Consider the following 19,585-nt stretch of genomic DNA (forward strand, 5'->3'; position numbering starts at 1 on the left):
GCGGCCCCGCTATGGGGTTCCGGTGACCTCGCGGGCGCGGCGCCGCGCGATAACCCGATCCGCGCGATTCGCGGCGAACAGTGCGCCGGCCGCGGCGGCGATCCGAACCAGGTTGAGCCGGTACCAGATCCGGATGCGGGCATCCCGTTCGGCCGGCGGAGGCGCCGTGGCGGCGAACATCACCCCGACGTTCACCGTCCGGATCAGGTAGCCGCTGATGACCAGACCGGCGATGGAGCAACCCGCCGTCGCGGCCAACCACCGCCGCGCGCCTTCGATCTGCCACCCGCTGCTCGCGGCCGCGGCCGTCGTCAGCAACGTGATCGGTGCGGCGGGAGCGAATAGCGCAGCGGACTGCCCGGCGCCAGGAGTGACGACCGAGGGCTGCCGCCCTCCCGGGTCGCGGGGCGGGGCTCGGCGGCTAGCCGGTCCGGGATCTTCACCACCGCCTCGTAGATGTTGCCGAACAACCAGTGGGCATGGCCGAGCTGGGCCAGGCCCAGCAGCCGGGAAAGTCGGTTGAGTTGGCGCATCGTTACGGGCATCGGTGTTCCCTCCCCGAGGAGTCGATCTCTGGATAACGACGCGTCGGCCGCCCAAAATGTGACCGGGCGGCCGTGCCTCATCCGACCGCCAGCCAGCCGTCGACGTTGCGGTAGAACGTGGACCGGCGTGCCGGGCGCGGCGCGGGCACGCCGTCGCGGACCACGGTGACGCCGGTGCTGCCCAGCTGCACCGCGCGCCCGGCCACCCAGCGACGCCAGCCCGTCGGCACCCGGGCGCGCAGGCCCGGCACCGCCAGTGTCGGCTCGATGTGGACGGCGCGGGCGGCGCCGTCGAACAGCACGGCGTCGTCGACGACGGCTTCTCCGCGCAGGCACGCGCCGTCCGGCGGCACCCAACCGGCCCGACCGACGACCACCGACCCGGTTTCGTCGCGGACCAGCGTCACCCGCCGCGCGGTACCGCGCCGGGCGCGCCGCGCGGCGCGCCGTCCGGCCGGCAGGCGGTAGATCCGGGTCGCGCGGGTGCGGCGGCGCGGCACGTAGGCCACCTCCACGTCGAGCCGGCCGGCCCGCAGCAGCCGGGTCAGCACGCCGGCCAGGTCGGCGTCGGCGCCCACTACCACCAGCCGCCGGTACGGCCCGACCGCGGCGTCGAGGTCTGCTGTGTGGATCGGCAGGCCGATCAGCGGCGGCGGCACCCGTCGATCACCGAACAGCAACACCGCTAGGGCGCGATCTTCCTGCCTCACCAATATCCTTGTCCTTCAATGCCTCTCGTACGTGCGGCGGCCAGACCGTTTGGGCGCGGCATGATCTCGTCATAACGACGCAGTCACAACATGGTTTCGGACTGCGAAAGTTGTTGCGCCAGCGCATGGTAACAACCGGATACTTTACTCCTGCCACGGGGTAAACGAATGGGTGGCCAAGAGAACGGAGAACTGCCATCCGCCGCCTCATCGCCGTCTTACCAACCGCGCGAACCGCGCCGCCCGCTTCCGGTCCCGGCCCCACGCGCATCCGTTGCTGAGCAAGCACCTGCGCCGTGTTGGCGCCGTGGCGGTTTCGGCCGTCCTGCTGTGCGTCGGGCCGGCGACGGCCTCGGCCGACGAATCGATCGTGATCGACTTGGTGCGCCATGGCCAGTCGCAGGCCAATGCGGCGCGCATGATCGACACGTCGGTGCCCGGAACGGTACTTACGGCGCTCGGCCAGCAACAGGCGCAGAACGTCGGCAACGTTCTTGCCGCCCAGGGGCCGTTCGCCGGGATCTTCGCGTCGCAGTTGATCAGGACGCAGCAGACCGCCGCGCCGTTGGCGGCCACTTTGGGGATGAGCGTTCAGGCGCTGCCCGGGCTCAATGAGATCGACGCCGGCGTTTTCAATGGGCTGCCGCAGTTCAGCCTCGCGGGGCTGGCGTACCTGCTGGGCCCGGTGGCGTGGCTGCTGGGCCTGCGCATCGTGCCGATGCTGGCTCCGGGCTCCGCCGACGCCAACGGGTTCGAATTTCACAAACGCTTCAACGGCGCGCTGCAAACGATGTACGGCAACGCCGTGACCGACGCGGGCCGCTTCAACGACTCCCTGCAAATGATGTACGGCAACGCCATGGCCAACCCGGTCCGGACCGCGGGCGGCAAGATCACCGAAGTGGCGTTCTCCAGCGAGTTCGCCATCGGGGTCGGGACGATGATGAGCGTCAAGAACCCCGATCCGCTGCTCCTGCTCTTCGACCCGCTGCCCAACACCGGCATCGTCGTGATCCAGGGCAACCCGCACGACGGCTGGACACTGGTCAGTTGGAACGGGAAACCGGTGTGGCCGGGTTGGGCGGCCAAGAGGACCGCTCGCGACCCCAAGCAGCCCCTGTGCCTGATGTTGGACGCGCCGACCGCCGGCGGTGTATGCGCGGCTAAGCCGCCCCCGACGCCGTGAGCGGGCCTGTCCGGGACACGCGTCGGGGTCAAACGGCCCTTGACGAGGGTGCGTCCCCGGCCGACGTTTAGGATCGCCACGTGAGCGCGGCAAGCAACGATGCCCCCAGCTACGCGCAAGGTCCCGGTGTGGTCAACCGAGGCGCTGGGGCGGGTCGGCAGCTCGAGCCACCGGGTGATGCCGCAAACCGTTGCAGCGCCGCAAGATACGGCGCTTTGCCAGTCGAACCACAGTAAGCAGGCGGGAGCAGTCATGCCGGCAATCGTCCTCATCGGCGCCCAATGGGGCGACGAGGGCAAAGGTAAGGCCACCGACCTGCTCGGCGGGCGCGTGCAGTGGGTGGTGCGCTACCAGGGCGGCAACAACGCCGGGCATACCGTCGTCCTGCCCACCGGCGAGAACTTCGCACTGCACCTGATTCCCTCGGGAGTGCTGACCCCGGGCGTCACCAACGTCATCGGCAACGGCGTGGTGGTCGATCCGGGGGTGCTGCTCGACGAGCTCAAGGGCCTCGAAGACCGCGGCGTGGACACCACCAAGCTGCTGATCTCCGCCGACGCGCACCTGCTGTTGCCCTACCACGTCGCCATCGACAAGGTCACCGAGCGCTACATGGGCAACAAAAAGATCGGCACCACCGGCCGCGGCATCGGGCCGTGCTACCAGGACAAGATCGCCCGCCAGGGCATCCGGGTCGCCGACGTGCTCGACCCCGAACATTTGACCCACAAGGTCGAGGCCGCCCTGGAACTGAAGAACCAGATCCTGGTCAAGATCTACAATCGCAAGGCGCTGGACCCGCACCAGGTCGTCGACGCCCTCCTGGAACAGGCCGCGGGGTTCCGCCACCGCATCCGCGACACCCGGCTGCTGCTCAACGCCGCGCTCGAGACCGGCGAAACCGTGCTCCTGGAGGGCTCCCAGGGCACCCTGCTCGACGTCGACCACGGCACGTATCCCTATGTGACGTCGTCGAATCCGACCGCCGGCGGCGCGGCGGTCGGGTCCGGCATCGGCCCCACCCGCATCACCACCGTGCTCGGGATCCTCAAGGCCTACACCACCCGGGTGGGCTCCGGCCCCTTCCCCACCGAGCTGTTCGACGAGAACGGCGAATACCTGTCCAAGACCGGCGGCGAATACGGCGTCACCACCGGGCGGCGGCGCCGCTGCGGCTGGTTCGACGCCGTCATCGCTCGCTACGCCACCCGCGTCAACGGCATCACCGACTTCTTCCTGACCAAGCTCGACGTGCTCTCCAGCCTGGAGACGGTCCCGATCTGCGTCGGGTATCGCATCGACGGCGAGCGCACCAACGACATGCCGATGACGCAAACCGACCTCGCCCGCGCCGAACCGATCTACGAGGAGCTGCCGGGCTGGTGGGAGGACATCTCGGACGCGCGCGAGTTCGACGACCTGCCCGCCAAGGCGCGGGACTACGTGTTGCGGCTGGAAGAGCTTGCCGGGGCGCATGTTTCGTGCATCGGCGTCGGTCCGGGACGGGAACAGACGATCGTGCGTCGCGACGTCCTGGCGGCGCGCCCGTGACGGAACTCGACCCGAAAGAACTCGACCCCGAATACGAACACCACGGCGGCTTCCCCGAATACGGCCCGGCCAGCCCGGGCCCGGGGTTCGGCCGGTTCGTCGCGGCCATGCGCGCGCTGCAGGACCTCGCCGTGTCTGCCGACCCCGGCGACGACGTGTGGGACGATGCGGCCGACCGGACCGCGGACCTGGTGCAGCTGCTCGCGCCGTTCCAGGCCGACGAGGGCAAAGCGCCGGCCGGGCGGACGCCCGACCTGCCCGGCATGGGCAGCCTGCTGCTGCCGCCGTGGACGCTGACGCGCTACGCGCCGGACGGCGTGGAGATGACCGGGTCCTTCAGCCGGTTTCACGTCGGCGGAAACCACGCGGTGCACGGGGGCGTGTTGCCGCTGCTGTTCGACCACATGTTCGGCATGGTGTCGCACGCCGCGGGCCGGCCGATCAGCCGGACGGCGTTCCTGCACGTCGATTACCGCAAGGTCACCCCGATCGACGCGCCGCTGGTGGTGCGCGGCCGCGTCACGGGCACCGAGGGCCGCAAGGCGTTCGTCGCCGCCGAACTGCTCGACGGCGAGCACGCGGTGCTGGCCGAGGCCAACGGGCTGATGGTGCGGCTGCTTCCCGGCCAGCCCTGAGGTCCCCGCAACGCACCTATCCTTGAGCGGTGACCGACGGACCAGACGACAGGACGAGCTTGCTCGCCGTGCCCGCGCAACCGCCGGCGGAGGTCACCGGCGTCCGGCCGCGGGTGGTGGTGCTGGGCTCCGGCGAGCTTGCCCGGGAACTGGCGGTCGCGCTGGGCCGCCTCGGCGCGCGGGTCATCGCGGTCGGCGAGCGCGCGGATGCCCCCGCGCACGGGGTGGCCGACCAGTCGCTGGTGGTCCCGATGACGGATGCCGACGAGCTGATCACGGCGATCCGCGCGCTGCAGCCGGACTTCGTGGTCACCACCACCGGCGAGGTCGCGACCCAAGCCCTCGAGGGGCTCGAGGCCGCGCAGCTGGTGCCCAGCGCCCGCGCCGTGCGGCTCGCCGCCGACCGGGAGGGCCTGCGCCGGCTGGCCGCCGACGACCTGGGGCTGCCCACGGCGCCGTTCTGGTTCGTCGGGTCCATCGGCGAACTCGAGGCGGTCGGCGCCCACGCCGGCTACCCGTTGCTGGTGAAGCCGGTGCACGCGGCCGCGGGGCTGAGGCAGTCGGTGGCCTCGGGGCCCGACGACATCGGGCCGGCCTGGCAGCGCGCAACGGGAGGCCAGGGCGACCGGCACCGCGTGCTGGCCGAAACGGTGGTGGAGGTCGAGTTCTACGTCACCCTGCTGGCCGTGCGCAGCGACGACCCGCAGGGGCCGCGGATCGACTTCTGCTCGCCCATCGGCCACCGCGAGGGCACCCCTGACGTGGTGGAGTCCTGGCAACCGCAGCAGATGAGCACCGCGGCGCTGGACGCCGCCAAATCGATCGCCGCGCGGATCGTCAAGGCGCTCGGCGGGCGCGGCGTCTTCGGCGTCGAGCTGATGATCAACGGCGACGAGGTCTACTTCGCCGATGTCACGCTCGGCCCGGCCGACAGCGCCTGGGCGACCGTGCGCAGCCAGCGGCTGTCGGCATTCGAACTGCAGGCCCGCACCATCCTCGGCCTGCCGGTGGACACGATGATGGTCTCGCCGGGCGCGGCCCACCGGGTGGAGCGCGCCGACGCGCCGCCCGCCGCGCTTGCCGGAGCGCTGGGCGTGCCGGAAAGCGACCTTCGCGTCGTTGGGAGCGGATTTCAGGCACTGGCCACGGCGCCGGAGGTGTCGGCGGCGCGCGACCGCGCCCGCGAGGTGGCGGACCGGCTGGCCGTACGACACCTGGGTCCACACAGCTCGGTCACGCGAGAGGCGCGGCCATAACCTCGCTACCATCCGAGGTCATGAGCACACAGCGCCCGGGATCCTACGCCGGAGACATCACGCCCCAGCAGGCATGGAAGCTGCTCAGCGACAACCCCGACGCTGTGCTGGTCGACGTGCGCACCGACGACGAATGGCGGTTCGTCGGCGTGCCCGACCTGTCCGGCCTGGGCCGCGAGGTGGTGTTCATCGAGTGGAACACCTCCGACGGCAGGTACAACCCCAACTTCACCGACGAGCTGCGCGACCGCGTGCCCGACACCGACGCCGAGCGGCCGGTGGTCTTCCTGTGTCGCTCGGGCAACCGCTCCATCGGCGCCGCCGAGGCCGCCACCCGGGCCGGCATCACCCCGGCCTACAACGTGCTGGACGGGTTCGAAGGCCACCCGAACCCCGCCGGGCAGCGCGGCGAATCGGGCTGGCGCGCCATTGGATTGCCCTGGAAGCAGCTGTGACCTCCCCGCCGGGGGACTCCGTCCGCGCGCCCAAGGCGCTGCCCGACGGCGTCGGCCAGGCCACCCTCGGCGTGCGCGGCGGGCTGCTGCGCTCGGGGTTCGACGAGACCGCCGAGGCGATGTTCTTGACCTCCGGCTACGTCTACGAGTCGGCGGCGGTCGCCGAGAAGTCGTTCACCGGCGAGCTGGACCACTTCGTGTACTCGCGGTACGGCAACCCGACCGTGACGATGTTCGAGGAGCGGTTGCGCCTCATCGAGGGCGCGCCCGCGGCCTTCGCCACCGCGAGCGGCATGGCGGCGGTGTTCACCTCGCTGGGCGCGCTGCTGGCCGCCGGGGACCGGCTGGTCGCCTCGCGCAGCCTGTTCGGGTCGTGTTTCGTGGTGTGCAACGAGATCCTGCCGCGCTGGGGCGTCGAGACCGTCTTCGTCGACGGCGACGACCTGGCGCAGTGGGAGGAGGCGCTGTCCGTGCCCACCGCTGCCGTCTTCTTCGAGACGCCGTCCAACCCGATGCAGTCGCTGGTCGACATCGCCGCGGTGGTCGAGCTCGCGCACGCGGCGGGGGCAAAAGTGGTGCTGGACAACGTCTTTGCCACGCCGCTGCTGCAGCAGGGCATTCCGCTCGGGGTGGACGTGGTGGTGTACTCGGGCACCAAGCACATCGACGGTCAGGGCCGGGTGCTGGGCGGCGCCATCCTCGGGGACAAGGAGTACATCGACGGCCCGGTGCAGAAGCTGATGCGGCACACCGGACCGGCGCTGAGCGCGTTCAACGCCTGGGTGCTGGTGAAAGGCCTTGAGACGCTGGCCGTCCGGGTCGAGTACAGCAATTCCTCGGCGCACCGGATCGCGGAATTCCTTCAGACCCATCCCGCGGTGAGCTGGGTGCGCTACCCGTATCTGCCCTCGCACCCGCAATACGACCTGGCCAAGCGCCAGATGTCCGGGGGCGGGACGGTCATCACCTTCGCTCTTGATTGCCCCGACGACAAGGCGAAGCAGCGGGCCTTCGAGGTGCTGGACAGGCTGCGGCTGATCGACATCTCCAACAACCTGGGCGACGCCAAATCCCTTGTCACCCATCCGGCCACCACGACCCACCGGGCGATGGGCCCGGAGGGCCGCGCGGCGATCGGCCTGGGGGACGGCGTGGTCCGGATCTCCGTCGGGCTGGAGGGCACCGACGACCTGATCGCCGACATCGACCAGGCGCTCGGCTAACCGGCTTGCTTCTCGGCCGCTTCGATGCGTTCGGCGGCCGCCAGCGTTCCCTCCTGCGCCTGCCGCTCCACCCAGTCCACCACCGGCCGTGCGTACATCATCTGGCTGGTGATGGCCATCTGGCCGCGGGTGCGGCCCAGGAAGGAGATGCCCCAGGCGAACATGGCGGCGATGCGGTTGCGGTGGCCGATCAGGTAGTACAGGTGCAGCAGCAGCCACGCCAGCCAGGCGATGAAGCCGCCGAACTCCAGCTTGCCGACCTTGGCGACGGCGCTGTACCGGGAGATCAGCGCCATGCTGCCCTTGTCGAAGTACTTGAACGGCTTGCGGTTGGCCGGGTCGTCCTGGCCCTTCACCGCGTGCTTGATCAGCGTGGTGACGTAGTGCGCGCCCTGGATGGCGCCCTGCGCCATCCCCGGTACGCCGGGCACCGACATCAGGTCGCCGACGACGAACACGTAGGGATGTCCCTTGACGCTGAGGTCGGGCTCGACGATCACCCGCCCGGCGCGGTCGGTCTCGGTTCCGTCGGACTGCTCGGCGACCATCCTGCCCAGCTCGCTGGCCTGCACGCCGGCGGCCCACACCTTGCACGCGCATTCGATGCGGCGCTCGCTGCCGTCCTTCTCCTTGACCGTGATGCCCATGTAGTCCACCGCGGTCACCATGGCGTTCAGCTGGATCTCGACGTCCATCTTCTCCAGCCGGCGCTTCGCCTTGAGGCCAAGGTTCTCGCCCATCGGCGGCAACACCGCGGGCGCGGCGTCGAGCAGGATGACCCGGCATTCGCTGGGCGTGATGGTACGGAACGCGCCGGCCAGGGTGCGCTCGGCGAGCTGGACGATCTCGCCGGCCAGCTCGACTCCGGTCGGCCCGGCACCGACCACCACGAACGTCAGGCGGCGCTGCCGCTCCTCCGGGTCGGTGGCGACCTCGGCGGCCTCGAACGCGCCGAGGATGCGGGCCCGCAGCTCGAGGGCGTCGTCGACGCTCTTCATGCCGGGCGCGAAGGCGGCGTACTGATCGTTGCCGAAGTAGGACTGCTGCGCCCCGGCGGCCAGGATGAGGCTGTCGTAGGGCGTCACCGTCTGCATGCCCATCAGGTGCGACGTGACCGTCTTCGCCGTCAGGTCGATCCCGCTGACCTCCCCCCACAACACCCGGACGTTCTTCTGCCGGCGCAGGATCAGCCGGGTGGTCGGGGCGATGTCGCCTTCCGAGAGGATGCCGGTGGCCACCTGGTACAGCAACGGCTGGAACAGGTGGGTCGTGGTCTTCGAGATCAGGGTGACGTCGACGTCTGCCCGTTTGAGGGACCTGGCCGCATTCAAACCGCCGAATCCGCTCCCGATGATGACGACGCGATGACGCGACATGCTTACCCCTTATCGGCCGTGTCGTACTGGTCGCACGCTGCTTTCAGCACATGTCCACCGTACGACTCCGGCGGGGCGAGCGTCACGGGAAGGCCCGGATCGGGGCGGTACCGGTACAGAACCGGCTGCCAGACAGGGCAATCCGCTCCTCGGCGCGGATAAACGAATTGGGCCGCGCGGGTAAGCGCGACCCAATTCGCCACCCAGTGGTTACTGGCAGGTCAACGACGGACCGCAATCAATCGTTATCGGCGTCGTACAAGCAGAAGCCGCACAGACGGTGAAGCCGAGCATCGCTGCGAGAATGACCTTGCCGGTGAACCGTGACATCACACCACCCCGTTCTTGGTTGGACAATTTCCCTGACTACCTCGATTGCCCGATGGCGGAAGTGTACGTTGTGATCGCAGTCGCGCCAGCGGATTTCGGAAACAGGCGCGCCGAATTTTCGGCGTGATTTGGCCGGCCCCGCCAAACGTGTTGAATTCAATTCACAAACCGCCGAGTAGGCGACGGCGCGGATTGATGACGAAAGACGTCCGCGTACAACGGATTTCGCGCCCTAGAACGGCCACCCGTTGGAGTTGTCCTTGAATTTGCCGTTGACCGCGGTGCAAAAGTCGTCAGCGGTACCGGCGAGCAGGATGTAGTAGGTCTCGCCGCGGCGGCTCTCGTAGGTGTTGGGGGTGCTCCAACCGGTGTTGCAGAGCGAACTCTGCGTGCCGGCGGAGGCCCTGCGCCAGTTCGTCTTGGCGCAGGCCGCCAGTCCGTCGACGTTGGGCGTCGCGCTCTTGGCCGCGACCAGCATCGCTCCTCCCCACTGCCCGTCGCCGCGCCGATAGGCGCGCGCCCCGAATCCGGCATTGTTGGTTTGGCACGCCAGTGCCCGGCGCATCAGCGAGAAGGGCGCGGCCAGTTGCTGATTGGCGCTCCCGGCGGCGGCCGTGATGAATTGGGCCGCGTCCGAACCGTCGACCTCCTGCACGTTGGGAGTGCCGAAGCTGAACAGCTGCGCCGCGATGCCGGCGTTGCTGCCGCCGCCGATGATCGGACCGCCCCCGGTCGACGTCATCGGGGGCAGCGCGACGGTGGGATCGGCGCCGGCCGCGGGCGCCAGGGCGGCGACACCCAGGGCCAGCGCCGCCACCGTGCTGCCGATCCGGTGCGCGGTGCCTGTCATGGCTCCCATTCCAGCACGTGTGCGCAACCGGCGCGAGGTATTCGCGCACCAATGCGCGTCGGTCCAGCCTTCCCGTCAGCGGAAGGCGTCGCTACCGGTGAACGCCTGGCCGAGGACGAGCTGGTGCATCTCGGGTGTGCCCTCGTAGGTGAGCACCGACTCCAGGTTGACCATGTGCCGGATGACCGGATACTCCAGCGATATCCCGTTGCCGCCCAGTATGGTTCGGGCGGCACGGCAGATCTTGATGGCCTCCCGCGTGTTGTTCAGCTTGCCGAAGCTCACCTGCTCGGGACGCAGCCCGACGCCGTCCTTGAGGCGGCCGAGGTGCAGCGACAGCAGCTGACCCTTGTGCAGCTCGACCGCCATGTCGACCAGCTTCGCCTGGGTCAACTGGAACCCCGCGATCGGGCGCCCGAATTGGGTGCGCTGCGTGGCGTAGTCGAGCGCGGCCTGCCAGGCCGACCGCGCCGCGCCCATCGAACCCCAGATGATCCCGTAGCGCGCTTCGGACAAACACGACAGCGGTCCCCGCAGGCCTTTCGCCTCGGGCAGCATCGCGTCGGCGGGCAGCCGCACGCCGTCGAGCACCAGCTCGCTGGTGATCGAGGCGCGCAGCGACAGCTTGTGGTGAATGGTGTTGGCGGAGAAGCCCGGCGTGTTGGTCGGGACGATGAAACCGCGAATGCCTTCGTCGGTGGAGGCCCACACGACGGCGACGTCGGCAACCGAGCCGTTGGTGATCCACAGTTTGCGGCCGTCGAGCACCCAGTCCGAACCGTCGCGCCGCGCGCGGGTTTTCATCGCGGCCGGATCGGACCCCACGTCGGGCTCGGTCAGCCCGAAGCACCCCAGCAACTCACCCGACGCCATCGCGGGCAGCCACTGCTTCTTGTGTTCCTCGGACCCGAAATTCCAGATCGCGAACATCGCCAGCGACCCCTGCACCGAGACCATCGAACGGATGCCGGAGTCGGCCGCCTCCAGCTCCGTGCACGCCAGGCCGTAGTGGACGGCCGAGGCGCCGCCGCAGCCGTAGCCGTGCAGGTGCATGCCCAGCAGTCCCAGTTCGCCGAACTGCTTGGCCAGTTGGCGGACGGGCAGGTCGCCGATCTCGAACCACTCCGCGACGTGTGGGATGACGTGCTCGGCGCAGAACCTTCTGACGGTGTCGCGCACCGCGAGCTCGTCGTCGGACAGCGAGGCGTCCAGGCCCAGGGGGTCGTACCGGTCGAAGGCGGGAGGTTTTTGGGTGCTCATGGGTGTCAGCCTGCCACCACCCGGCGCGGGTGCGGCGACCTTGGCGGCCCGCCCCCGGTAGTCTCGCGGCATGCGACGGCTGGTGTGGCTCGGCCTCGACGTCATCGGTGTGGTGATCTTCTGCGCCGCCGGCCGCCGCAGCCACGACGAAGGGCTCGACGTCGCCGGCGTCGCCACCACCGCCTGGCCGTTTCTCGCCGGAACCGTGGTCGGCTGGCTGGCGTCCCGTGCGTGGCGCCGCCCCACTGCGGTGGTGCCGACCGGGGTGGTGGTCTGGCTGTGCACGGTTGTCGTCGGGATGGTGTTGCGCAAGGCCACTTCCGCGGGTGTGGCGGCCAGTTTCGTGGTGGTGGCGGCGTCGGTCACCGCGTTGTTGCTGCTCGGCTGGCGAGCGGTCGCCGGGCTGGCCCTGCGGCGCCGGTCCGGCGTCTGAGCCATGGCGGCGACGGCGGGTGCGGCGGTGACCTCGGCGTTCGGCGCCGCCGCTCGGGCCGTCGCCACCAACAAGGGGCTGCTGAGCGACCCCTTCGCCGAACCGTTGGTGCGCGCCGCCGGCGTCCACCACTTCGTCCGCGTGATCGACGACGACCGGTTCGCCGCGGACGACACCGGCGGCCCGCGATTCCTGGACATCTGCGCGGCGCACGCCCGGTTCGTCGACGAGTTCTTGGCCGAGGCCGGGGCGGCGGGCCTGCGCCAGGTGGTGATCCTGGCAGCCGGGCTGGACACCCGGGCGTACCGGCTGTGGTGGCCGCCGGGCACAACGGTGTACGAGATCGACCGGCCCGAGGTGCTCGACTTCAAATCCGAAGCGCTGCGCGGCCTGGGCGCCGAACTGACCGCGAGCCGGCGCGCCGTCGGCGTCGACCTGCATCGGGACTGGCCGGCCGCCCTGCGGCGGGTCGGTTTCGACGCCACCGCGCCCGCGGTGTGGATCGCCGAGCAGTTGCTGATCGGCTACCTGACGCCCGCCCTGCAGGACCGCGTGCTGCAGGGGGTCACCGCGATGAGCGCCGCGGGCAGCCGCTTCGCCGCCGACCACATGCCGACCTGGACCCCGCTGCAGCTCGAGGCGGAGCGGTCGTTCGTCGATGGCTGGCGCCGGCACGGCCTGGACGTCGACCTCGCCAGCCTGACCCATCCGGGGCAATACCACTACGTGCCGGAATACTTGGCCGCCCGCGGCTGGGACACGGTGCAGCGCACCGTCGCCGGCCTGCTGGGAGCCGTGGGGCTGCCCGGCCCGCGGCGGGGTGGGCCCGGCCACGCCGAGTTCGTGCCGGAATACCTCACCGCCGCGCGACCATAGCCGGCCCTGCCGACGACATTAAGTTGATTAAAGTTTAATTAACTTAAATTCGTGGCGCCGATCCTTGAACCCCGTGCGGCCTATCGTCGTAACACGCTGTGTGAACCGCGACGAGGAAGGGCCGGCGCCCATGCTGAGTCGACTGGCCCTGGTCGCCATCGCCGCTCCGCGGCGAGTGATCGCGGGCGCGGTCCTGCTCGCCGTCCTGGCCGCCGTCTTCGGCATCCCGGCCGCGGCGACCCTGCCCGGCGGTGGATTTCTCGACCAGACGGCCGAATCCGCGCGTGCGGCAGCGGTTCTCGCCGACAAGTTCCATCAGGGTGACATGGAGATGACGCTGCTGGTGAGCTCGCCGGGCGGCGTCAACGACGGCCCCGCGCGGATGGTGGGCATGGACATCGTCGAACAGCTGGGCCGATCACCGTTCGTCGCCCAGGTGGAGTCCCCGTGGAACGCGCCGCGGCCCGGCTTCATCAGCGCCGACGGAAAGTCGGCGCTGATCCTGGTCTCGCTCAACGGAGGGGAAAGTGGCGCGCCGAAGCACGCCCGGGAGCTGGCGGACCGCCTGGGGCGGGACCGCGACGGGGTGACCGTACGGGCCGGTGGGATGGCCATGATCTACGAAGAACTCAACCGGCAGACCGAAAATGACCTATTGCGAATGGAATTCGTTGCCATACCGTTGAGTTTCGCCGCGCTGGTATGGGTTTTCGGCGGGTTGCTTGCCGCGGCACTGCCGATCCTGGTCGGCGGCTTCGCGATCCTGGGCGCACTCGCGGTGTTGCGCGCGGTGGCCGTGGTCGCGGACGTGTCGATCTTCGCCGTCAACGTCGCGGTGGCGCTGGCCTTGGCGTTGGGCATCGACTACACCCTGCTGATCATCAGCCGCTACCGCGACGAGCTGGCCGAGGGGCGCAGCCCCCGCGAAGCCCTTCCGCGCACCATGGCCACGGCCGGGCGCACCGTGCTGTTCTCCGCCATGACCGTGGCCCTGGCCCTCTCGGCGCTGGTGATCTTCCCCATGTACTTCCTCAGGTCGTTCGCCTACGCCGGGGTTGCGGTGGTGGCGTTCGCGGCGTTGGCCGCGATGGTGGTTGCGCCCGCGGTGATCGTGTTGTTGGGGGACCGCCTCGACGCGCTCAACGTCTGGGACTTGGGGCGCAAGCTGTTTCGGCGCCCGCCGCCATCCCCGGTAGCCATCGAACAGACCTTCTGGTACCGCGCGGCCACGCTCGCCATGCGGCACGCCATCCCCGTTGGCCTGGCGATCATCGCCCTCCTGCTGGCTCTGGGCGCACCGTTCCTCGGCATCAAATGGGGTTATCCCGACGATCGGGTGCTACCGGCGTCGTCATCGGCGCGCGCCGTCAGCGACCGGATCCGGCAAGACTTCGGTGCCGATGCCGCGGCCACGGTGCGGGTCGTCATCGCGCGCACCGAGGGCCTGACGACGAGCGAGCTCGAAGAGTACGCCGCGCGGCTGTCCCGGGTTCCCGACGCATCGGCGGTGTCCTCGCCGACGGCGACCTTCGTCGCCGGCGAGCGGAGGGGGCCGCCGTCCGCGCCGGCCGGCATGGCGGGCGGCAGCGCCTACCTGACCGTGGCCAGCGGTGCGGCGCTGTATTCCGCGGCGTCTGACGCCCAGCTGGACCGCCTGCACGCGGTTCCGGTGCCCGGGGGGCGGCAGGCCGAGATGACCGGCATGGCACAGATGAATCGTGACTCGGTGCAGGCGATTACGTCGCGATTGCCGTTGCTGTTCGGCTTCGTCGGGTGCGTCACGCTGGTGCTGCTGTTCCTGCTCACCGGCAGCGTGGTGCTGCCCGTCAAGGCGGTGCTGCTCAACATGCTGTCGTTGACGACGGGATTCGGCGCGTTGGTGTGGATCTTCCAGGACGGGCATCTGGGGGCGTTGGGCACCACCCCGACGGGCACGCTGGTCGCCAACATCCCGGTGTTGATGTTCTGCATCGCATTCGGATTGTCCATGGACTACGAGGTTTTCCTGCTGGCCCGCATCCGCGAATACTGGCTGGACTCGCCCCGCGGCCGTTCCGACAACGACGAGAGCATCGCGTTGGGCGTCGCCCGGACGGGCCGGATCATCACGGCGGCAGCGCTGCTGATGTCGATCTCGTTCGCGGCCCTGACGTCCGCGGATGTCTCGTTCATGCGGATGTTCGGGGTGGGGCTGACCCTTGCCGTGCTGATCGACGCCACCTTGGTGCGGGTGCTGCTCGTCCCGGCCTTCATGCACGTGTTCGGGCGCCTGAACTGGTGGGCGCCCGCACCGCTGGCCCGGCTCCGCCGAGGGGCGGACGTCCGGCCGGCGGACGCACCGCGCGCGCCCGACCCGGTCGGGTGAGCGAGCCGAATGGAATGTGTCGCGCTCGGAGGCGTTGGATGGTGACGTGGTGCACCCGTCAAACCCGCCGGCCGTGGGCCGCCGGCTGCGGTTCGTGTCGGCCACCCACGACGACCCGTTGGCGCGCCCGCTGCTGGCCGAGCTGGCCGACGAGTACGCGCAGCGCTACGGCGGCACGCCGAGCACGCACCTGTCCTGGCTGCCGGTGCCGGCGAGCGAGCTGGCGGCGCCGGACGGCGGCCTGCTGATCGGTGTGCTGGACGGCGTGCCCGTCACCGGCGGCGCGTTCCGGCGCTACGACGCCGAGACCGCCGAGCTCAAGCGGATCTGGACCGACCGCGCACATCGGCGCCGCGGTTACGCGCGGGCGCTGCTGGCGGCCCTGGAGGCCGAGACCTCCGCGCGCGGATACCGGCGCCTCTACCTGATCACCGGCAACCGGCAACCCGAGGCCGAGGCGCTGTACGAAGCGACGGGCTACGCCCGGGTGCCTGCCGACCCGCTGCCCAACTGGGGGCCGTTTCGCCCGATCGCCTTCGAGAAGTGGCTGGTTACCGAGTGAAATGGCGCCGTTGACAATGGGTTTCGCCAGCTCAGCCTAGCTGCCGCCGGCCAGCGCGAGCGCCGCGGCGGTCGCCTCACGGATCGGGCCTCGCCACACGTCGCCGTGCCCCGGCAGCAAGACCTCGGTGTCGAGCAACGCCAGCGCGGACAGGGTGCGGATGCAATCCTGTTGGCTATAGCTGAAAATCGCCGGCAGCAGCTGCGGTCCGCGGTGCCGCAACAGCGGGTGGCCGGTGATCAGCGCGTCGCCGCTGACCAGCACGCCGTCCACCAGGTACGAGCAGTGCCCGTTGGTGTGGCCGGGACTGAAGACGGGCCGCGGCTGGCCCGGCAGGCCGGCGGCCACCTCGCCGGTCAGCGGTTGGGCGGTGGGGATGCCGTCGCGGATCAGCCCGCCGCTGCGGATTACGTGGGTGGTCCACTTCGCCCACCGGGGCCGCCAAATCCGCAGCGCCACATCGACGATGGACACCTGTTCCAGGTACTCGCGCTTCGCGTGCCCCACCTCGTCGGCGTGGCAGTACACGGGGATGCCGTGCGCGGCGGCGAACCAGATCGCCGAACCCAGGTGGTCGATGTGGGCGTGGGTCAACAGGACGGCACGCACGTCGGCCACGCCGTAGCCCAGCTTGTCGAGCGAGGTCAGCACGTCATCGCGGTCCCCGGGATAGCCGGCGTCGATCAGCATGACGCCGGTGCCGTCGACGACCAGCGTCCAGTTCACGGCGTGCCCCTGGGCGAGGTACACGGTGTCGGTGACCTGAACAAGAGTCGGTGCCAGTCCCATGCCCAAGACTCTAGGAGCGATCGCAAGCGCGGCGGAGCCGGGCGTGGCGGGTCGCGACCATCGGTGTAGGAGTAGAAATAAGCCGTGGCTGAACTAAAACTCGGATACAAAGCGTCCGCTGAACAATTCGCACCCCGTGAGCTCGTCGAACTGGCCGTCGCCGCCGAAGGTCACGGCATGGACAGCGCGACCGTCAGCGACCACTTCCAGCCGTGGCGGCACGAGGGCGGGCATGCGCCCTTCTCGCTGGCGTGGATGACCGCCGTCGGCGAACGCACCGAGCGGATCGTCCTGGGCACCTCGGTCCTCACGCCGACCTTCCGCTACAACCCGGCCGTCATCGCGCAGGCCTTCGCCACCATGGCCTGCCTGTACCCGGACCGGATCTTCCTGGGTGTGGGCACCGGCGAGGCGCTGAACGAGATCGCGACCGGATACGAGGGCGATTGGCCGGAGTTCAAGGAGCGGTTCGCCCGGCTGCGCGAGTCGGTGCGCCTGATGCGCGAGCTGTGGCGCGGGGACCGCGTCGACTTCGACGGCGACTACTACCGGCTCAAGGGCGCCTCGATCTACGACGTGCCCGAGGGCGGCGTCCCGATCTACGTCGCCGCCGGCGGGCCGGCGGTGGCGAAATACGCCGGGCGGGCCGGCGACGGCTTCATCTGCACCTCCGGCAAGGGCGAGGAGCTCTACAAGGACAAGCTGATCCCGGCGGTGAAAGAGGGTGCGGCGGCCAACGACCGCAACGTCGACGACATCGACAAGATGATCGAGATCAAGATCTCCTACGACCCGGACCCCGAGCTGGCCCTGGAGAACACCCGGTTCTGGGCGCCGCTGTCGCTGACCGCCGAACAGAAGCACAGCATCGACGACCCGATCGAGATGGAGAAGGCCGCCGACGCGTTGCCGATCGAGCAGGTCGCCAAGCGCTGGATCGTCGCGTCCGACCCCGACGAGGCCGTCGAGAAGGTCAAGGCGTACGTCGACTGGGGGCTCAACCACCTGGTGTTCCACGCCCCCGGCCACGACCAGCGCCGGTTCCTGGAGCTCTTCGAGAAGGACCTGGCCCCCAGGCTGCGGCGACTTGGCTGAGCCCGCCGCTCCTGCTTCAGGGATCTACATAGCCGCTCCGGAACCGGAGACCGGCAAGTCGACGATCGCGCTGGCGCTGCTGCACCGGTTGACCGCGACCGTCGCCAGGGTCGGCGTGTTCCGGCCCATCACGCGGGTCACCGACGGCAAGGATCGCGACTACATCCTGGATCTGCTGCTGCGGCACACCACCGCGGGCCTGTCCTACGAGCAGTGCGTCGGCGTGACGTACCAGCAGCTGCACGGCGACAACGACGCCGCGATCGCCACCATCGTCGACGCCTATCACGCGATGGCCGACGACTGCGACGCGGTGGTGATCGTCGGCAGCGACTACACCGACGTCGCGCGGCCCGCCGAGCTGTCGGTCAACGCCCGGATCGCCGTCAACCTCGGCGCGCCCGTGCTGCTCACGGTCAGCGGCCGCGGCCGCACGCCCGACGAGGTGGCGCGCGTCGTCGAGGCGTGTCTGGCCGAGCTGGCGGTCCAGCGCGCGCACGCCGCGGCGGTGGTGGCCAACCGCTGCGAGCCGGCCCGCCTGGGGGAGGTTGCCGAGGCGCTGGAGGCCTTTACCCAGCGCAGCTACGTGCTGCCCGAGGAGCCCCTGCTGTCCGCGCCGACGGTCGCCGAACTCGAGCGGGCGGTCAACGGAACGCCGGTCAGCGGTGAGGCATCGCTGCGCGAGCGTGAGGTCACCGGCGTGCTGGTCGCCGGGATGACCGCCGACCACGTGCTGGAACGCCTGGGCGACGGCATGGCGGTCATCACCCCCGGCGACCGTTCCGACGTGGTGCTCGCCGTGGCCAGTGCCCATGGGGCCGAAGGCTTTCCATCGCTGTCGTGCATCGTGCTCAACGGTGGCTTCCCCCTCCACCCTTCCATCGCGGCGCTGGTCGCGGGGCTGCGGCTGCGCCTGCCCATCATCGCCACCACGCTGGGCACCTACGACGCCGCCAGCGCGGCCGCCGCCGCCCGGGGCCGCGTCACGGCGAACTCGCAGCGCAAGATCGACACCGCGCTGGAGCTGATGGACCGCTACGTCGACATCTCGGATCTTTTGGCGCAGCTTGCCATTCCGATACCCACCGTGACCACACCGCAGATGTTCATCCACCGGCTCACGCTGCAGGCGCGTGCGGACCGCAAGCACATCGTGCTGCCCGAGGGCGACGACGACCGCATCCTCAAGTCGGCCGGCCGCGTGCTGCAGCGCCGCGTCGCCGACCTCACCGTGCTGGGCGACGAGGCCCAGATCCGCCAGCGTTCGGGGGAACTCGGCGTCGACCTCGACGGTGCGCAGGTGATGGACCCACGCACCAGCGAGCTGCGCTTCCGGTTCGCCGACCAGTACGCCGAATTGCGCAAGGCCAAGGGCGTCAACGTCGAGCACGCGCGCGAGATCATGCGCGACGCAACATATTTCGGCACCATGTTGGTGTACAACGGCATGGTCGACGGCATGGTGTCCGGGGCCGCGCACACCACGGCGCACACCGTTCGGCCCGCCTTCGAGATCATCAAGACCGTCCCCGACGTCTCCACTGTGTCGAGCATCTTCCTGATGTGCCTGCCCGATCGCGTGCTGGCATACGGCGACTGCGCGATCATCCCCAACCCGACGCCCGAGCAGCTCGCCGACATCGCGATCTCCTCCGCGCGCACCGCGGCGCGGTTCGGCATCGAACCGCGGGTCGCGATGCTGTCATACTCCACCGGGGCATCGGGCACCGGCGCGGACGTCGAGAAGGTCAGGAAGGCAACGGATCTGGTTCGGCAAAGGGCCCCGCAGCTGCCCGTCGAGGGACCGATCCAGTACGACGCCGCGATAGAACCGTCCGTCGCGGCCACCAAGCTCCGCGACTCACCGGTGGCCGGGCACGCCACGGTGCTGGTCTTCCCCGACCTCAACACCGGTAACAACACCTACAAGGCCGTCCAGCGCAGCGCCGGGGCGATCGCGATCGGGCCGGTGCTGCAGGGCCTGCGCAAGCCGGTGAACGACCTGTCCCGCGGCGCCCTCGTCGAGGACATCGTGAATACCATCGCCATCACCGCGATTCAGGCGCAGGGCATCCGTGACTAGCGCCG

At 69.9% G+C, this 19,585-nt stretch carries 19 protein-coding genes; 12 read left to right on the forward strand and 7 right to left on the reverse strand.

Annotation, left to right across the window (positions count from 1 at the left end; all coding sequences use genetic code 11):
• Nucleotides 1–9: 9 nt before the first annotated feature.
• The 3 genes from G6N51_RS21515 to G6N51_RS21525 all read right to left on the reverse strand — a co-directional run bounded on the left by G6N51_RS21515 (nt 10) and on the right by G6N51_RS21525 (nt 1,255).
• Nucleotides 10–318: a hypothetical protein gene (locus tag G6N51_RS21515; protein ID WP_083173328.1), complete on the reverse strand. Its 309-nt coding sequence runs from the start codon at nt 316–318 to the stop codon at nt 10–12.
• The gene (locus G6N51_RS21520) at nt 312–545 is read right to left on the reverse strand and encodes a hypothetical protein (protein WP_158086241.1); all 234 of its coding nucleotides are present in this window, start codon (nt 543–545) and stop codon (nt 312–314) included. The genes G6N51_RS21515 and G6N51_RS21520 overlap by 7 nt, the downstream gene beginning before the upstream one ends.
• Nucleotides 546–622: 77 nt before the next feature.
• On the reverse strand, nt 623–1,255 hold the full coding sequence (locus tag G6N51_RS21525) for a peptidase M50 (RefSeq protein ID WP_083173326.1): 633 nt from the start codon (nt 1,253–1,255) through the stop codon (nt 623–625).
• A 307-nt stretch (nt 1,256–1,562) separates the two neighbouring features.
• Between G6N51_RS21525 and G6N51_RS21530 the strand changes: the two genes are divergently transcribed.
• From G6N51_RS21530 to G6N51_RS21555, 6 genes are all read left to right on the forward strand, one after another.
• Nucleotides 1,563–2,441 (forward strand): histidine phosphatase family protein, encoded by an 879-nt coding sequence (locus G6N51_RS21530; RefSeq protein WP_083173365.1) that lies wholly within the window; start codon nt 1,563–1,565, stop codon nt 2,439–2,441.
• A gap of 252 nt (nt 2,442–2,693) precedes the next feature.
• Nucleotides 2,694–3,992, forward strand: coding sequence for an adenylosuccinate synthase (locus tag G6N51_RS21535; RefSeq protein ID WP_083173325.1), 1,299 nt, complete (start codon nt 2,694–2,696; stop codon nt 3,990–3,992).
• Nucleotides 3,989–4,627 (forward strand): PaaI family thioesterase, encoded by a 639-nt coding sequence (locus G6N51_RS21540; protein ID WP_083173324.1) that lies wholly within the window; start codon nt 3,989–3,991, stop codon nt 4,625–4,627. The genes G6N51_RS21535 and G6N51_RS21540 overlap by 4 nt, the downstream gene beginning before the upstream one ends.
• 29 nt (nt 4,628–4,656) lie before the next feature.
• Nucleotides 4,657–5,883 (forward strand): formate-dependent phosphoribosylglycinamide formyltransferase, encoded by a 1,227-nt coding sequence (purT, locus tag G6N51_RS21545; RefSeq protein WP_083173323.1) that lies wholly within the window; start codon nt 4,657–4,659, stop codon nt 5,881–5,883.
• A gap of 20 nt (nt 5,884–5,903) precedes the next feature.
• Nucleotides 5,904–6,338, forward strand: coding sequence for a rhodanese-like domain-containing protein (locus G6N51_RS21550; RefSeq protein ID WP_083173322.1), 435 nt, complete (start codon nt 5,904–5,906; stop codon nt 6,336–6,338).
• Nucleotides 6,335–7,561 carry an O-succinylhomoserine sulfhydrylase gene (locus G6N51_RS21555; protein ID WP_083173321.1) on the forward strand — a complete coding sequence of 409 codons (1,227 nt, stop codon included), beginning with the start codon at nt 6,335–6,337 and terminating at the stop codon, nt 7,559–7,561. The genes G6N51_RS21550 and G6N51_RS21555 overlap by 4 nt, the downstream gene beginning before the upstream one ends.
• Here the strand turns inward: G6N51_RS21555 and G6N51_RS21560 are convergent.
• The 3 genes from G6N51_RS21560 to G6N51_RS21570 all read right to left on the reverse strand — a co-directional run bounded on the left by G6N51_RS21560 (nt 7,558) and on the right by G6N51_RS21570 (nt 11,377).
• Nucleotides 7,558–8,937 (reverse strand): NAD(P)/FAD-dependent oxidoreductase, encoded by a 1,380-nt coding sequence (locus G6N51_RS21560; RefSeq protein ID WP_083173320.1) that lies wholly within the window; start codon nt 8,935–8,937, stop codon nt 7,558–7,560. The two genes, G6N51_RS21555 and G6N51_RS21560, sit on opposite strands and share 4 nt — an antisense overlap.
• A gap of 562 nt (nt 8,938–9,499) precedes the next feature.
• The gene (locus tag G6N51_RS21565; protein ID WP_083173319.1) at nt 9,500–10,117 is read right to left on the reverse strand and encodes a hypothetical protein; all 618 of its coding nucleotides are present in this window, start codon (nt 10,115–10,117) and stop codon (nt 9,500–9,502) included.
• A 75-nt stretch (nt 10,118–10,192) separates the two neighbouring features.
• Nucleotides 10,193–11,377, reverse strand: coding sequence for an acyl-CoA dehydrogenase (locus tag G6N51_RS21570; protein WP_083173364.1), 1,185 nt, complete (start codon nt 11,375–11,377; stop codon nt 10,193–10,195).
• Between the two features lie 70 nt (nt 11,378–11,447).
• On the opposite strand from G6N51_RS21570, the gene G6N51_RS21575 reads away from it, so the two are divergent.
• The 4 genes from G6N51_RS21575 (at nt 11,448) to G6N51_RS21590 (ending at nt 15,613) form a co-directional block, all read left to right on the forward strand.
• Nucleotides 11,448–11,810, forward strand: a complete 363-nt coding sequence (locus tag G6N51_RS21575) for a DUF3054 domain-containing protein (protein WP_083173318.1) — start codon at nt 11,448–11,450, stop codon at nt 11,808–11,810.
• A 3-nt stretch (nt 11,811–11,813) separates the two neighbouring features.
• Nucleotides 11,814–12,686 carry an SAM-dependent methyltransferase gene (locus tag G6N51_RS21580; protein WP_083173317.1) on the forward strand — a complete coding sequence of 291 codons (873 nt, stop codon included), beginning with the start codon at nt 11,814–11,816 and terminating at the stop codon, nt 12,684–12,686.
• 130 nt (nt 12,687–12,816) lie between these two features.
• A complete protein-coding gene (locus G6N51_RS21585) occupies nt 12,817–15,051 on the forward strand; it encodes an MMPL family transporter (RefSeq protein WP_083173363.1) in 2,235 nt (744 codons plus the stop codon).
• A 46-nt stretch (nt 15,052–15,097) separates the two neighbouring features.
• Nucleotides 15,098–15,613 (forward strand): GNAT family N-acetyltransferase, encoded by a 516-nt coding sequence (locus G6N51_RS21590; RefSeq protein ID WP_142275078.1) that lies wholly within the window; start codon nt 15,098–15,100, stop codon nt 15,611–15,613.
• A 36-nt stretch (nt 15,614–15,649) separates the two neighbouring features.
• On the opposite strand, the gene G6N51_RS21595 is transcribed toward G6N51_RS21590, so the two are convergent.
• Entirely contained in the window at nt 15,650–16,402 is a 753-nt protein-coding gene (locus G6N51_RS21595) for an MBL fold metallo-hydrolase (protein WP_083173315.1), read from the reverse strand.
• 84 nt (nt 16,403–16,486) lie between these two features.
• Here G6N51_RS21595 and fgd point away from each other — a divergent pair, with 84 nt between their 5' ends.
• Entirely contained in the window at nt 16,487–17,497 is a 1,011-nt protein-coding gene (gene fgd, locus G6N51_RS21600) for a glucose-6-phosphate dehydrogenase (coenzyme-F420) (RefSeq protein ID WP_083173314.1), read from the forward strand.
• On the forward strand, nt 17,490–19,580 hold the full coding sequence (gene pta, locus G6N51_RS21605; protein WP_083173313.1) for a phosphate acetyltransferase: 2,091 nt from the start codon (nt 17,490–17,492) through the stop codon (nt 19,578–19,580). The genes fgd and pta overlap by 8 nt, the downstream gene beginning before the upstream one ends.
• Nucleotides 19,581–19,585 lie beyond the last annotated feature (5 nt).

Source organism: Mycobacterium paraseoulense (genome assembly GCF_010731655.1).
Classification (GTDB): Bacteria; Actinomycetota; Actinomycetes; order Mycobacteriales; family Mycobacteriaceae; genus Mycobacterium; species Mycobacterium paraseoulense.

What these genes read in the sequence shown, in the direction of transcription:
- G6N51_RS21535 (WP_083173325.1), top strand. Translation starts at nt 2,694, where the DNA reads ATGCCGGCAATCGTCCTCATCGGCGCCCAATGGGGCGACGAGGGCAAA.
- G6N51_RS21595 (WP_083173315.1), bottom strand. Translation starts at nt 16,402, where the DNA reads ATGGGACTGGCACCGACTCTTGTTCAGGTCACCGACACCGTGTACCTC.
- G6N51_RS21575 (WP_083173318.1), top strand. Translation starts at nt 11,448, where the DNA reads ATGCGACGGCTGGTGTGGCTCGGCCTCGACGTCATCGGTGTGGTGATC.
- G6N51_RS21565 (WP_083173319.1), bottom strand. Translation starts at nt 10,117, where the DNA reads ATGACAGGCACCGCGCACCGGATCGGCAGCACGGTGGCGGCGCTGGCC.
- G6N51_RS21580 (WP_083173317.1), top strand. Translation starts at nt 11,814, where the DNA reads ATGGCGGCGACGGCGGGTGCGGCGGTGACCTCGGCGTTCGGCGCCGCC.
- G6N51_RS21550 (WP_083173322.1), top strand. Translation starts at nt 5,904, where the DNA reads ATGAGCACACAGCGCCCGGGATCCTACGCCGGAGACATCACGCCCCAG.
- G6N51_RS21585 (WP_083173363.1), top strand. Translation starts at nt 12,817, where the DNA reads ATGCTGAGTCGACTGGCCCTGGTCGCCATCGCCGCTCCGCGGCGAGTG.
- G6N51_RS21560 (WP_083173320.1), bottom strand. Translation starts at nt 8,937, where the DNA reads ATGTCGCGTCATCGCGTCGTCATCATCGGGAGCGGATTCGGCGGTTTG.
- G6N51_RS21570 (WP_083173364.1), bottom strand. Translation starts at nt 11,377, where the DNA reads ATGAGCACCCAAAAACCTCCCGCCTTCGACCGGTACGACCCCCTGGGC.
- G6N51_RS21520 (WP_158086241.1), bottom strand. Translation starts at nt 545, where the DNA reads ATGCCCGTAACGATGCGCCAACTCAACCGACTTTCCCGGCTGCTGGGC.